Raw genomic sequence first — 12,522 nt, 5'->3', positions numbered from 1 at the left:
ATATTAATCAGCCCGTTCTGCACCGTATCGCTCAGACGCTCCACCACCCCGCTTTCCCGCATCAGGTTGCCGAAGCAGAACATCCCCAGCAGCGGTGCCGCGTCCGGCAGCAGCAGCGCCACCAGCAGCAACAGCACCACCGGGAAGAGGATTTTCTCCCGCTTGCTGACCGTACGCAGCTGCACCATACGAATTTTCCGCTCCGTCTCGCTGGTCAGCAGCTTCATAATCGGCGGCTGGATCAGCGGCACCAGCGCCATATACGAGTAGGCCGCCACCGCAATCGCCCCCAGCAGTTCCGGGGCCAGCTTGCTGGAGAGGTAAATTGCCGTCGGGCCGTCCGCGCCGCCGATGATACCAATCGCCGCCGCCTGCGGCAGGGTGAAGGGGATGACGCCGAAGTAGTTCAGCGTCAGCGCGCCCAGCACGGTGGCGAAGATGCCGAACTGCGCCGCCGCGCCAAGCAGCAGGGTGCGCGGGTTCGCCAGCAGCGGGCCGAAGTCGGTCATCGCGCCCACGCCCATAAAGATAACCAGCGGCGCCACGCCGGAGCCAATCGCCACTTTGTAGAACAGCGCCAGCACGCCCGGCGTGTAGCCCATGTCCACCGCCAGATTCTCCATCTGGCCCTGCACCGACGGCAGCGCCAGCGCTAACGCCTCTTTAATGGCGTGTACGTCCGCCGCGCAGTGGAGCTTCGTGGCAATCACCGCCAGCTGTCCGGCATCGTGATGGGCCAGCAGGCTCTCCAGCGCGGTCAGCGCCATACCCGCTTCCGGGATGTTGGAGAGCAGGCCGCCGAAGCCAATCGGCAGCAGCAGCAGCGGCTCAAACTTCTTCGCAATCGCCAGCCACAGCAGCAGCAGGCTGACCAGCAGCATGATGGCCTGGCCGGCGCCAAGGTGCATCAGCCCCATGCCCTGGAACAGGGCGTTCAGACTTTCCATTCGTCCTCTCCGTTATGCCAGCGTCATCAGGGTGTCGCCGACTGCGACCGCATCCCCGGCTTTCACCGCGATGCCACGCACCGTTCCGGCCTGCGCGGCGCGGATGTCGGTTTCCATCTTCATCGCTTCCAGAATCAGCAGCACGTCGCCTTCCGCCACGTGCTGGCCTTCGGTCGCCACCACTTTCCAGATGTTGCCTGCCAGCGGAGCGGCAACCGGGGTGCCTGCGCCCGCCGGAGCCGGGGCCGCAACCGGCGCGGCGGTCGTGGTTGTCACCTGGCTGATATCGCCGCCGTCGCTGACTTTCACCACAAAGGCTTTGCCTTCCACTTCCACGGTGTAGATACCGGCGGAGGCCGGTTTTGCTGCCGGGGCGGGCTTCGCGCTCTCCACCTGCGGCAGCGGTTCAAACGCCGCCGGGTTGTGGCGGTTTTCGAGGAACTTCATGCCCGGCTGCGGGAACAGCGCCACGGTCAGCACGTCGTCGATGGCGTTCTCTGCAAGGGTGATGCCCTTTTCCTGCGCCTGACGGGTGATGTCCGCTTCCAGCGCCGCCAGCTCCGGCTTCAGCAGGTCCGCCGGGCGGCAGGTGATGGCCTGCGCGCCGTCAAGCACCTTCGCCTGCAGTGCGGCATTCACCGGGGCCGGGGAACGGCCGTATTCACCTTTCAGAATGCCCGCTGTCTCTCTGGCGATGGTTTTGTAGCGCTCGCCGGTCAGCACGTTGAGCACCGCCTGGGTGCCGACAATCTGCGAGGTCGGGGTCACCAGTGGAATAAAGCCGAGGTCTGCGCGCACGCGGGGGATTTCCGCCAGCACCAGGTCAAGCTTGTCCGCCGCGTTCTGCTGCTTCAGCTGGCTTTCCAGGTTGGTCAGCATGCCGCCCGGCACCTGCGCCACCAGAATGCGGCTGTCATAGCCTTTCAACTGGCCTTCAAAGGCGTGGTACTTCCTGCGCACCTCGCGGAAATAGGCGGCGATATTTTCCAGTTTGTTAATGTCGAGCCCGGTGTCATGGGCAGTCCCGGCCAGCGTGGCGACCAGCGCTTCAGTAGCCGGGTGACCGTAGGTGGCGCTCATCGAAGAGATGGCGGTATCCACACCGTCAACACCGGCTTCAATGGCTTTCAGCATCGCCATCTCCGCCATCCCGGTGGTGGCGTGGCAGTGCAGATGCAGCCGTACGTCGTAGCGTTTTTTGATTTCGCTGACCAGCTCAAAGGCCGCCATCGGCGTCAGGATGCCGGACATATCTTTGATGGCGATGGAGTCAACGCCGGTTTCCAGCAGCTGTTCGGTCAGGTCCAGCCAGGTCTGCAGGGTGTGCACCGGGCTGGTGGTGTAGGAGAGCGTGCCCTGGGCATGGGCGCCGTGGCTGCGCACCGCCTGCAGGGCGGCTTTCATATTGCGCGGGTCGTTCATGGCATCGAAAACGCGGAACACGTCCATGCCGTTTTTCACCGCCCGCTCGACAAAGCGCTCGACCACATCGTCGGCATAGTGACGGTAGCCGAGCAGGTTCTGCCCGCGCAGCAGCATCTGCAGCGGGGTCTTCGGCATGGCTTTTTTCAGCTCGCGCAGGCGCAGCCACGGGTCTTCGCCAAGGAAGCGGATGCAGGCGTCAAAGGTGGCACCGCCCCAGCATTCGAGCGAGCCGTAGCCGACGTCATCAAGCTGAGCGGCAATGGGCAGCATGTCATCAAGGCGCAGACGGGTGGCAAACAGGGACTGATGGGCGTCGCGCAGGACGACATCGGTAATAGCGAGAGTCATGGTTCCCTCCGGAACTTAAGCGTTAAGACGGTGATGGTGAATGGCCGCGGCAATCACCGGCTTTAAGCGGGTGAAGTCGTCCACGGCGGGCACGGCGCGCGGCGCGGGAGTGGCGGCGGGCTCGGGGAAGAAACGGGCGATGGCGGTGGACATCATGCGGATAGCGAAAATAAGCAGGAACAGAAACGCCAGCACGAATCCCATCCCGAGGAACATCAGGGTGAAGCCTTCACCCAGCAGTACGGCAGCAGTCATAAATGATTATCCAGAACAGGGGCACGGCGGTGCCGGTGTTGACCAATGCCTCAGTGAATCCGGCTAAGGAGTCGTAGAGTGGATTTCCCTCGGCCGCCCCCGGCTCTGGCCTCTACGTTCACTTTGGCATTGGCAACACGAACACCGCCGTGCGTATTGATTACACCATCATGCTGAACACGATGCTGGCGATGACCAGCACAATACCGCCGCCCAGACGGGAGGAGATTTGTGCATAGGAGATAAGATTCATACGGTTACAGGCGGAAAGCACTTCCAGGTCGCCTGAACCGCCGCGGTTCGCCATGCACAGGCCTGCGGTAATGGCGGACTCAATCGGGAAGAAGCCAATCAGCCAGCCGCCAACAGCGGCACCGACAACGGCACCAACCACGATAACCGCCGCAATCACTACGTTCGCAAAGGTCAGCGCATCAATGATTTCCTGCAGGTCGGTATAGCAAACGCCGACGCCAACCATCAGCACCCACAGCAGCTGTTTGGAGAAGAAGTCGGAAAGACGCTTAGCACCGGCTTTGATCTCTGGTGAGCACAGACCAGAGGCGTTCAGCGCCGCGACGATCAGTACCATCCAGGCGAAATAGTGGATGGATACGCCGCCAATGCTTGGCAGGATCTTTTTGGCGACAACGTAGGCCAGCAAGAAGCAGGTGGTGGATAACACCAGGCCAATAGCCGTTTCACGGTGGGTGATCTGGCCCGCTTTTTCATCGTCTTCAGTTTTGAACGAGGCTTTACGTACCAGCTCGCCTTCACCGCTAAGCCAGTTGTATTTTTTACCGATAATGTCGAGTACGGCGGCAAAGATAATGGCAAAGATATTGGCGATGGTCAGAATGGCGATGGCGGTAGAGTAGTACTCTTCGCGGGAGCGCCCGGTGACGGAATGGTAGATTTCAGACAGCGGTACTGCGCCCGCGCCGTTACCGCCGCCCATAATTGGCAGCACGTACAGCATCATGATGCGGTCAATCGGAATGCCGAAGCACAGGCCAATGGCGATACCAAAAATGGCGGCACCTGCGATCCCGGTCAGAATGGTTGGAATATAGCCGAGCAGTGATTTCAGCAGCAGCTTGCGGTTAACCGACAGAATCGCGCCGGTAATCAGTACCGCAATAAACAGGTTAAGGAAGTTACTCTTATCCATGACGTTGCTAATCGCATCAATTTCTTTCTGCGTGAAAATGCCGGCATAAACAAAGTAGGCGGCAACCAGAAATATCATTACTGGTGCGCCACCGATATATTTATTAAATATTGGTAGGCGCTTCCCTATTTCGCCAAAAATAGCACCGATAATAAACATAATGGCGAAGCCGCCAACTAAGTCATCGGGGAGGGCATTATAAAAGTGTGAAAGTAATAGCGTAATTAAAGCAAAAGCATAAAGCGGCAGCGACATACCGAAGATTTTAAATCCCAGTAAATCACGAGCGCCCTTCTTCTCCGCGGCGGGAGCTTGGGTCATGTTAGTCATAAACATCATCCTGTTTATCGTGAGAGGTAACGCCGCGCATATTAATAAATTCAATTCCCGATGAGATGTGATTATGTTCACTGAACGGTGGTGTTTTTTATTAATTTAATTATTTTTATTTCCCTCTTTAATTAAGAACATAAAAACCATAAAGGTAATAAAACTAGCATGGGAAATGTGATTTCTATTCCAGACGAATAGCGCAAACGCTGGCGAAATATGCGGCGTTATTTGCTTACGGACGCAGAATAATGAATCTAACGTTTAAACGGATTTATCCGCAGAAAGATGAAACGCGCCGCCAGGCGCTGGCGAGCTTTCTGAAGCAGGCCGGGCTCTCTTTGGAAGCCGATTGTGAAGTGGTGGTGTGCGCCGAGTGGCAAAACGACATTGTGGGCTGCGGCGCTATCGCTGGCAACGTACTCAAATGCATCGCTGTCTCTCCCATCTTGCAGGGCGAAGGGCTGAGCCTGAAGCTGCTGACCGAACTGCTCACGCTGGCCTATGAACTCAACCGCAGCGAACTGTTTCTGTTTACCAAACCAGAAAATAGCGTGCTGTTTTCCGGCGCGGGTTTCTGGCCCATCGCGCAGGCGGGGACGCAGGCGGTATTGATGGAAAACAGCAGTGAGCGGCTGGCCCGCTTTTGCCGCCAGCTGGCGCTCTATCGTCAGCCGGGAAAGACCATTGGCGCCATCGTGATGAACGCCAATCCCTTTACGCTCGGCCATCGCTATCTGATTGAACAAGCGGCGGCGCGCTGTGATTGGCTGCATCTGTTTGTGGTGAAAGAAGACGCCTCGCAGTTTCGCTACACCGACCGCTGGGCGCTGATCGAACAAGGGGTTGTCGGCATTGAGAATCTCACGCTGCATCCTGGTTCCGCCTACCTGATCTCACGAGCGACCTTCCCCGGCTACTTCCTCAAAGAAAAGGGGGCGGTGGACGATTGCCACAGCCAGATTGATCTTCAGCTATTTCGCGAACATCTGGCGCCCGCGCTGGGCATTACCCACCGCTTTGTCGGTAACGAACCATTCTGCCCTCTGACGCGCGCATACAACCAGCGAATGCACGACATTCTGGGCTCGGCGCACGGTCGCGGCCCGGCAATTGAGGTGGTGGAGCTGGTGCGTATGGAGAAAGGGGGGGCTCCCGTTTCTGCCTCGCGGGTCAGGAAGCTCTACGCCGAACGTGACTGGCGGGCGGTGAGTGCGCTGGTGCCCGCCGGGACGCTGGCTTTTTTGCAGCGCCTTGCCGCTGAACAGACTGAAACCGCATGACGTAATATCGTTAACAAGGAACATAACCTATGGAAATCATTAAGGATGCCCTGGCCGGCACGCTGGAATCCAGCGATGTAATGGTCAGGATTGGCCCTTCCTCCGAGTCAGGTATTCGGCTGGAGCTGGAGAGCCTGGTGAAGCAGCAGTTTGGCGCGGCGATTGAAAGCGTGGTTCGCGAAACGCTGGAGAAACTGGGGGTCGAACGTGCGCAGGTCAGCGTCGATGACAAAGGGGCGCTGGAGTGCATTTTGCGGGCCAGGGTACAGGCGGCAGCGCTGCGCGCGGCTGAGCAGACCGACATTCAATGGAGTGCGCTATGAAACCTCGTCGCAGTATGCTGTTTATCCCCGGCGCGAATGCCGCCATGTTGAGTACCTCATTTGTCTACGGCGCCGACGCGGTGATGTTCGACCTGGAAGATGCCGTTTCGCTGCGCGAAAAGGACACTGCCCGTCTGTTGGTACATCACGCGCTACAGCATCCTTTCTATCGAGATGTTGAGAAAGTGGTGCGCATTAACCCGCTAAACACACCGTTTGGCCTGGCCGACCTGGAAGCCGTCGTCCGCGCTGGCGTGGATATTGTCCGCCTGCCAAAAACCGACCGTAAAGAGGACGTGCATGAACTGGAAGCCCACGTTGAGCGCATTGAGCGCGAATGCGGGCGTGAAGTAGGCAGCACCAAACTGATGGCGGCGATTGAATCAGCGCTGGGCGTGGTGAACGCGGTGGAGATTGCCACCTCTAGCCCACGCATGGTGGCGATTGCCCTGGCGGCCTTCGATTACGTGATGGATATGGGCACCTGCCGTGGCGATGGTACTGAGCTGTTTTACGCGCGCTGCGCCGTGCTGCACGCCGCCCGCGTAGGCGGTATCGCCGCCTATGACGTGGTCTGGTCAGATATCAACAATGAAGAAGGGTTCCTCAAAGAGGTTCAGTTGGCGAAGGGGCTCGGGTTTAACGGCAAATCGCTGGTGAACCCGCGGCAGATTGAGCTGCTGCATCAGGCCTATTCACCGACCTTAAAAGAGGTGGAGCATGCGCGGGAAGTGATTGCCGCAGCCGAAGAGGCGGAGTCCCGAGGTCTTGGCGTCGTGTCGCTGAACGGCAAAATGATCGACGGCCCGATCATCGACCACGCTCGCAAAGTGGTGGCGCTGTCGGCTTCCGGCATTCGTGATTAAGGAGGGAACCATGAAAGAGACAATCAACATGCTGGAACAGCAATACGTCGTGCCGGAAGGATTACAGCCATACCAGGGCGTGACCCACAATAGTCCGTGGCTGGCCTGCGAAAACGAAAAGCGTCAGCGCAAGGTATGCGACTCATTAGAAGAGGCGATTCGTCGTTCCGGGCTTAAAAATGGCATGACCGTGTCTTTCCACCACGCGTTTCGCGGTGGTGATAAGGTCGTCAATATGGTGATGGCGAAGCTCTCGGAAATGGGTTTTCGCGATCTAACGCTCGCCTCCAGCTCCCTGATTGACGCGCACTGGCCGCTTATCGAACATATTAAAAATGGCGTGATCCGCCAGATCTACACCTCCGGCCTGCGCGGCCAGTTAGGTGAGGAGATCTCCGCCGGGCTGATGGAAAACCCGGTGCAGATCCATTCTCACGGTGGGCGCGTGAAGCTTATCCAGAGCGGTGAACTGAATATCGATGTCGCTTTCCTCGGCGTACCGTGTTGCGATGAGTTCGGCAACGCGAACGGCTTTAGCGGTAAATCGCGCTGCGGCTCGCTGGGCTATGCGCAGGTTGATGCCGAACATGCCAACTGTGTGGTGCTGCTGACGGAAGAGTGGGTGGCATACCCGAACTATCCGGCGAGCATTGCGCAGGATCAGGTGGATTATATTGTTCAGGTCGATGAAGTGGGCGATCCGGCGAAGATCACCGCGGGGGCGATTCGCCTGTCCAGCAACCCACGCGAGCTGATGATCGCGCGTCAGGCGGCGCAGGTGATTGAACATTCGGGCTATTTCAAAGACGGCTTTTCCCTGCAGACCGGTACCGGTGGCGCGTCGCTGGCGGTGACGCGCTTCCTCGAAGATAAAATGCGTCGCCACAATATTACCGCCAGCTTCGGCCTTGGTGGGATCACCGGCACGATGGTGGATCTGCATGAGAAGGGGCTGATTAAAGCGCTGCTCGATACCCAATCCTTTGACGGCGATGCCGCGCGGTCTCTGGCGCAAAACCCTAATCACATTGAGATTTCCACCAACCAGTACGCCAACCCTGGCTCCAAAGGGGCGGCATGCGAACGTCTGAACGTGGTGATGCTCAGCGCGCTGGAAATTGACGTGAACTACAACGTGAACGTGATGACCGGCTCGAACGGCGTGCTGCGCGGCGCGTCCGGCGGGCATAGCGACACGGCGGCTGGGGCCGATCTCACCATTATTACCGCGCCGCTGGTGCGCGGGCGCATTCCTTGCGTGGTGGAGAAGGTGCTGACCACCGTCACGCCAGGGGCGAGCGTCGATGTGCTTGTCACCGATCACGGCATCGCGGTGAACCCGGCGCGTCAAGATCTGATTGATAACCTGAAGCAGGCAGGCGTGGCGCTGATGACTATCGAACAGCTCCAGCAGCGTGCGGAGCAACTGACGGGTAAACCGCAGCCTATCGCCTTTACCGACCGAATCGTGGCAGTGGTGCGCTATCGCGATGGTTCGGTGATCGACGTGATCCGCCAGGTTAAACTTTGATGAACGGCGCAGACCTCCTCTTCAGCGGTCAGTCGGTAACGCTGGAAGCGATGCTCCATGCGCGCGATAGCCGCGCGGCGCGTCAGCGTCAGGCGCTGGACTGTTACCGACTGCCGCTGATCTCATTTTCACTGGTGGCGCCGGGAGCGGTCAAAAACTCCCCCGTGTGGCAGCGCGTTGCAGAGTATGCGCAGCGCGAGATGACGGCGGTCTGTCAGCAGAGGGAATGGGTCACCGTCTGGGAAACGCGTACGGATGCGCCGAGCGGCCCGGAATGGATGGCGGCGGTCTGCGCGCCTGCTAAAGCGTTGAAACGACAGCTGGTGATGCTGGAACAACAGCATCCGCTGGGCAGGCTCTGGGATATTGACGTGATTGATAGCGACGGCCGGTCGCTTTCGCGTCGTGAACTGGGGCTGCCCGCCAGGCAATGCCTGATTTGTCAGCAGGATGCCCACGTCTGTGCGCGGGGTCGAACGCACTCTCTCGGCCTCTTGTTAGATGAAATTGCACGAAGGATTGATAGCTATGAGCGTGAACGTAGTGACGGAACGGCATACGCCAGTTAGCGTAACGCTGAAAGCCGAAGAGGTTATTGGACTGGTGGCGCGCGCGCTGCTGACCGAAGTGCGGTTAACGCCGAAACCGGGGCTGGTGGATATTCGCAATGCCGGTGCCCATCGGGACATGGATCTGGCCGCTTTTGAGCGCAGCACGGCGGCGATTGCGCCGTGGATGGAAAAGTTTTTCATGATGGGAAGCAGCACCTCGAAGCTGGATCCGCAGATAGTGCTGGTGATGATTCGTCCGCTTGGGCTAGCCTGCGAAAACGACATGCTGCAGGCGACCGATGGCGTGAACACGCATCGCGGCGCAATTTTTGCCTTCGGGCTGCTCAGTACGGCGATAGGTCGCCTTGTCGCACAGGGGGAGTCGCTGTCGCAGCACCATATTTGCGACACCGTGGCGAGCCTATGCCGGGATATGGTGGCGCGAGAACTGTCGCTGGAGAAAGGCGGCAAGCTCAGCAAGGGCGAACAGCACTTTTTACGCTACGGGCTGACAGGCGCGCGCGGCGAGGCGGAGAGCGGTTTTCGTACCGTCAGAACGCAGGCGCTACCCGTTTATCATCGTGTACTTCAGGAGCACGACGATACCAATCTGGCGCTGCTGCAAACGTTATTGCATCTGATGGCCTGGAATGACGACACCAATCTGGTCTCCCGCGGCGGGCTGGAAGGGCTCAATTACGTTCAGCAGCAGGCGCAAAAATTATTGTGGCAGGGCGGGGTGCTGGTAGACGGTGGAATTGAAGCGATGCAGCAACTTGATGACGAGCTGATAGCGCGTAACTTAAGCCCAGGTGGTAGCGCGGATTTACTGGCGGTGACCTGGTTTTTAAGTCATTTCCCGGCCGGTCCTTTCTATTCTGAGTAAGTTTCACTTCATTTCCTGCCTATGCTATTGATTCATCCTGCGGGATGAATCATGTCTTTTACTGATATTCCTCTCTGTTTATCATTAAATTCTAATTATGGGCGTTTTCGGCTGGCGACCCTGCAGCGGGCTGGTTACTCTGAAAACGATTTACGCAATTTTAACAAAAGAGAATAGCTATGCATGATGCACAAATCCGCGTCGCCATTGCTGGCGCTGGCGGCCGCATGGGACGGCAGTTAATCCAGGCAACCCTGGCGATGGAAGGAGTTCAATTAGGGGCAGCGCTGGAGCGTGAAGGCTCTTCTTTACTGGGCAGCGATGCCGGTGAACTGGCGGGCGCAGGCAAGTCTGGCGTCACCGTTCAGAGCAGCCTGGATACGGTAAAAGATGATTTTGACGTGTTCATCGATTTTACCCGCCCGGAAGGCACGCTGGCGCATCTGGCGTTTTGCCGCCAGCACGGCAAAGGCATGGTCATTGGCACCACCGGCTTTGACGATGCCGGTAAACAGGCCATTCGCGAGGCTTCAGAAGAGATTGCGATCGTTTTCGCGGCCAACTTCAGCGTTGGCGTTAACGTCATGCTCAAGCTGCTGGAGAAAGCGGCAAAGGTCATGGGCGACTATACCGATATCGAAATTATTGAAGCGCACCACCGCCACAAAGTGGATGCACCGTCAGGTACGGCGCTGGCAATGGGTGAGGCGATCGCCGGGGCGCTGGATAAAGATCTGAAGGACTGCGCGGTCTACTCGCGTGAAGGTTATACCGGCGAACGCGTGCCGGGTACCATTGGTTTTGCCACCGTTCGCGCCGGTGACATTGTCGGTGAACACACCGCGATGTTTGCTGATATTGGCGAGCGTGTAGAGATCACGCATAAGGCTTCCAGCCGCATGACGTTTGCTAACGGTGCGGTGAGATCGGCATTGTGGCTAAAGACTAAGGAAAATGGTCTTTTTGATATGCGTGATGTGCTGAATTTGAATGAACTATAAGTATTTATTACCCATCGTGATGTGGTTATTGTAGTCATAATTACTTGATTACAGAGGGCAATATTTTATTGCCCTTTTATTTTGTCTTTTTTTTATGATTTTTTTTATGAAAGCATTATTTTTATAAATTATCCGGCTTAAATGTGTTGGTTAAATGTAAATTTTGACCATCTGGTCTACTTTTTTACTCCCCTCAGTGAAATTTAACACTCTTCCTGCTCCGCAAGCGTTTTCTACAATGAGTTAGTTGATCTTTTTGATGGCTATCGCCTTGTTGCCACATCAGTGGCGCAAAATAATAATAAAAATTGTCCTTTAAGGTAGACATTTGCCGAGGCTGTCACTAGAATGCCGCCGTTTGCCAGAAATTCATCGGTAAGCAAATTTGCATTGATTTGTGCCATTGTTATGAATTAATATGCAAATAAAGCGAGTAAATATTCTCTGGAGGGTGTTTTGATTAAGTCAGCGCTATTGGTTCTGGAAGACGGAACCCAGTTTTACGGTCGGGCCATAGGGGCAACGGGTTCGGCGGTTGGGGAAGTCGTTTTCAATACTTCAATGACCGGTTATCAAGAAATCCTCACTGATCCTTCCTATTCTCGCCAAATCGTCACCCTTACTTATCCCCATATTGGTAATGTCGGCACCAACGCCGCCGATGAAGAGTCCTCTCAGGTTCACGCTCAGGGTCTGGTTATTCGCGACCTGCCGCTGATTGCCAGCAACTACCGCAACACCGAAGACCTCTCTTCTTACCTCAAGCGCCATAACATCGTGGCGATTGCCGATATCGATACCCGTAAGCTGACGCGACTGCTGCGCGAGAAGGGTGCTCAGAACGGCTGCATCATCGCAGGCGATAATCTGGATGCTACGCTGGCCTTAGAAAAAGCCAAAGCGTTCCCGGGCTTAAATGGGATGGACCTGGCAAAAGAAGTGACCACGGCTGAAGCCTACAGCTGGACGCAGGGTAGCTGGACGCTGGCGGGTGACCTGCCGGAAGCGAAATCCGAAGAAGAGCTGCCGTTCCACGTGGTGGCTTACGATTTTGGCGCGAAGCGCAATATTCTGCGTATGCTGGTTGACCGCGGCTGCCGCCTGACGGTAGTGCCAGCGAAAACCTCCGCCGAAGAAGTTCTGGCGATGAATCCAGACGGCATATTCCTGTCTAACGGCCCTGGCGACCCGGCACCGTGCGACTACGCTATCGACGCGATTGAGAAATTCCTCCAGACCGAGGTGCCGGTATTTGGCATCTGCCTCGGCCATCAGCTGCTGGCGCTGGCGAGCGGTGCGAAGACCATCAAGATGAAGTTTGGTCACCACGGTGGTAACCACCCGGTGAAAGACATGGATAAGAACGTGGTGATGATCACCGCGCAGAACCACGGTTTTGCGGTGGATGAAGCGTCGATGCCAGCCAACCTGCGCGTGACCCACAAATCTCTGTTCGACGGTACCCTGCAGGGGATTCACCGTACCGATAAACCGGCGTTCAGCTTCCAGGGCCACCCAGAGGCGAGCCCAGGCCCGCACGATGCGGCACCGCTGTTCGACCACTTTATCGAGCTTATTGAGCAATACCGTCAGTCCGCGAAATAA

12 protein-coding genes are annotated in these 12,522 nt (G+C 57.1%); 8 read left to right on the top strand and 4 right to left on the bottom strand.

Going from position 1 to position 12,522, the window contains the following annotated elements; translation table 11 throughout:
- The 4 genes from HII27_RS14790 to citS form a co-directional block, all read right to left on the bottom strand.
- The coding region (locus HII27_RS14790; RefSeq protein ID WP_185668614.1) for a sodium ion-translocating decarboxylase subunit beta at positions 1 to 947 on the bottom strand (947 nt) is incomplete at its 3' end.
- Between the two features lie 12 nt (positions 948 to 959).
- Positions 960 to 2,720 carry a sodium-extruding oxaloacetate decarboxylase subunit alpha gene (oadA, locus tag HII27_RS14785; RefSeq protein WP_185668613.1) on the bottom strand — a complete coding sequence of 587 codons (1,761 nt, stop codon included), beginning with the start codon at positions 2,718 to 2,720 and terminating at the stop codon, positions 960 to 962.
- Between the two features lie 15 nt (positions 2,721 to 2,735).
- A complete protein-coding gene (locus HII27_RS14780; protein ID WP_185668612.1) occupies positions 2,736 to 2,975 on the bottom strand; it encodes an oxaloacetate decarboxylase subunit gamma in 240 nt (79 codons plus the stop codon).
- Between the two features lie 160 nt (positions 2,976 to 3,135).
- Positions 3,136 to 4,476 carry a citrate/sodium symporter CitS gene (citS, locus tag HII27_RS14775; protein ID WP_185668611.1) on the bottom strand — a complete coding sequence of 447 codons (1,341 nt, stop codon included), beginning with the start codon at positions 4,474 to 4,476 and terminating at the stop codon, positions 3,136 to 3,138.
- A gap of 251 nt (positions 4,477 to 4,727) precedes the next feature.
- Here citS and citC point away from each other — a divergent pair, with 251 nt between their 5' ends.
- The 8 genes from citC to carA all read left to right on the top strand — a co-directional run bounded on the left by citC (position 4,728) and on the right by carA (position 12,522).
- Positions 4,728 to 5,759 carry a [citrate (pro-3S)-lyase] ligase gene (citC, locus tag HII27_RS14770; protein WP_185668610.1) on the top strand — a complete coding sequence of 344 codons (1,032 nt, stop codon included), beginning with the start codon at positions 4,728 to 4,730 and terminating at the stop codon, positions 5,757 to 5,759.
- Positions 5,760 to 5,788: 29 nt separating this feature from the next.
- Positions 5,789 to 6,082 (top strand): citrate lyase acyl carrier protein, encoded by a 294-nt coding sequence (gene citD, locus HII27_RS14765; protein WP_185668609.1) that lies wholly within the window; start codon positions 5,789 to 5,791, stop codon positions 6,080 to 6,082.
- The gene (gene citE, locus HII27_RS14760) at positions 6,079 to 6,948 is read left to right on the top strand and encodes a citrate (pro-3S)-lyase subunit beta (RefSeq protein WP_185668608.1); all 870 of its coding nucleotides are present in this window, start codon (positions 6,079 to 6,081) and stop codon (positions 6,946 to 6,948) included. Before citD ends, citE begins: the two co-directional genes overlap by 4 nt.
- A gap of 10 nt (positions 6,949 to 6,958) precedes the next feature.
- Positions 6,959 to 8,479 (top strand): citrate lyase subunit alpha, encoded by a 1,521-nt coding sequence (citF, locus tag HII27_RS14755; protein ID WP_185668607.1) that lies wholly within the window; start codon positions 6,959 to 6,961, stop codon positions 8,477 to 8,479.
- Positions 8,479 to 9,048: a citrate lyase holo-[acyl-carrier protein] synthase gene (gene citX, locus HII27_RS14750; protein ID WP_185668606.1), complete on the top strand. Its 570-nt coding sequence runs from the start codon at positions 8,479 to 8,481 to the stop codon at positions 9,046 to 9,048. Before citF ends, citX begins: the two co-directional genes overlap by 1 nt.
- Complete coding sequence (citG, locus tag HII27_RS14745) at positions 9,008 to 9,916, top strand: triphosphoribosyl-dephospho-CoA synthase CitG (RefSeq protein WP_185668605.1); 909 nt, start codon at positions 9,008 to 9,010, stop codon at positions 9,914 to 9,916. Before citX ends, citG begins: the two co-directional genes overlap by 41 nt.
- Before the next feature lie 179 nt (positions 9,917 to 10,095).
- Positions 10,096 to 10,917, top strand: coding sequence for a 4-hydroxy-tetrahydrodipicolinate reductase (gene dapB / locus HII27_RS14740; RefSeq protein WP_185668604.1), 822 nt, complete (start codon positions 10,096 to 10,098; stop codon positions 10,915 to 10,917).
- A gap of 456 nt (positions 10,918 to 11,373) precedes the next feature.
- Positions 11,374 to 12,522 (top strand): glutamine-hydrolyzing carbamoyl-phosphate synthase small subunit, encoded by a 1,149-nt coding sequence (gene carA / locus HII27_RS14735; RefSeq protein WP_185668603.1) that lies wholly within the window; start codon positions 11,374 to 11,376, stop codon positions 12,520 to 12,522.

Source organism: Kluyvera sichuanensis, assembly GCF_014218705.1.
In the GTDB taxonomy this organism is placed as follows: domain Bacteria; phylum Pseudomonadota; class Gammaproteobacteria; order Enterobacterales; family Enterobacteriaceae; genus Kluyvera; species Kluyvera sichuanensis.
This window is presented reverse-complemented; position numbering and strand designations above follow the sequence as displayed.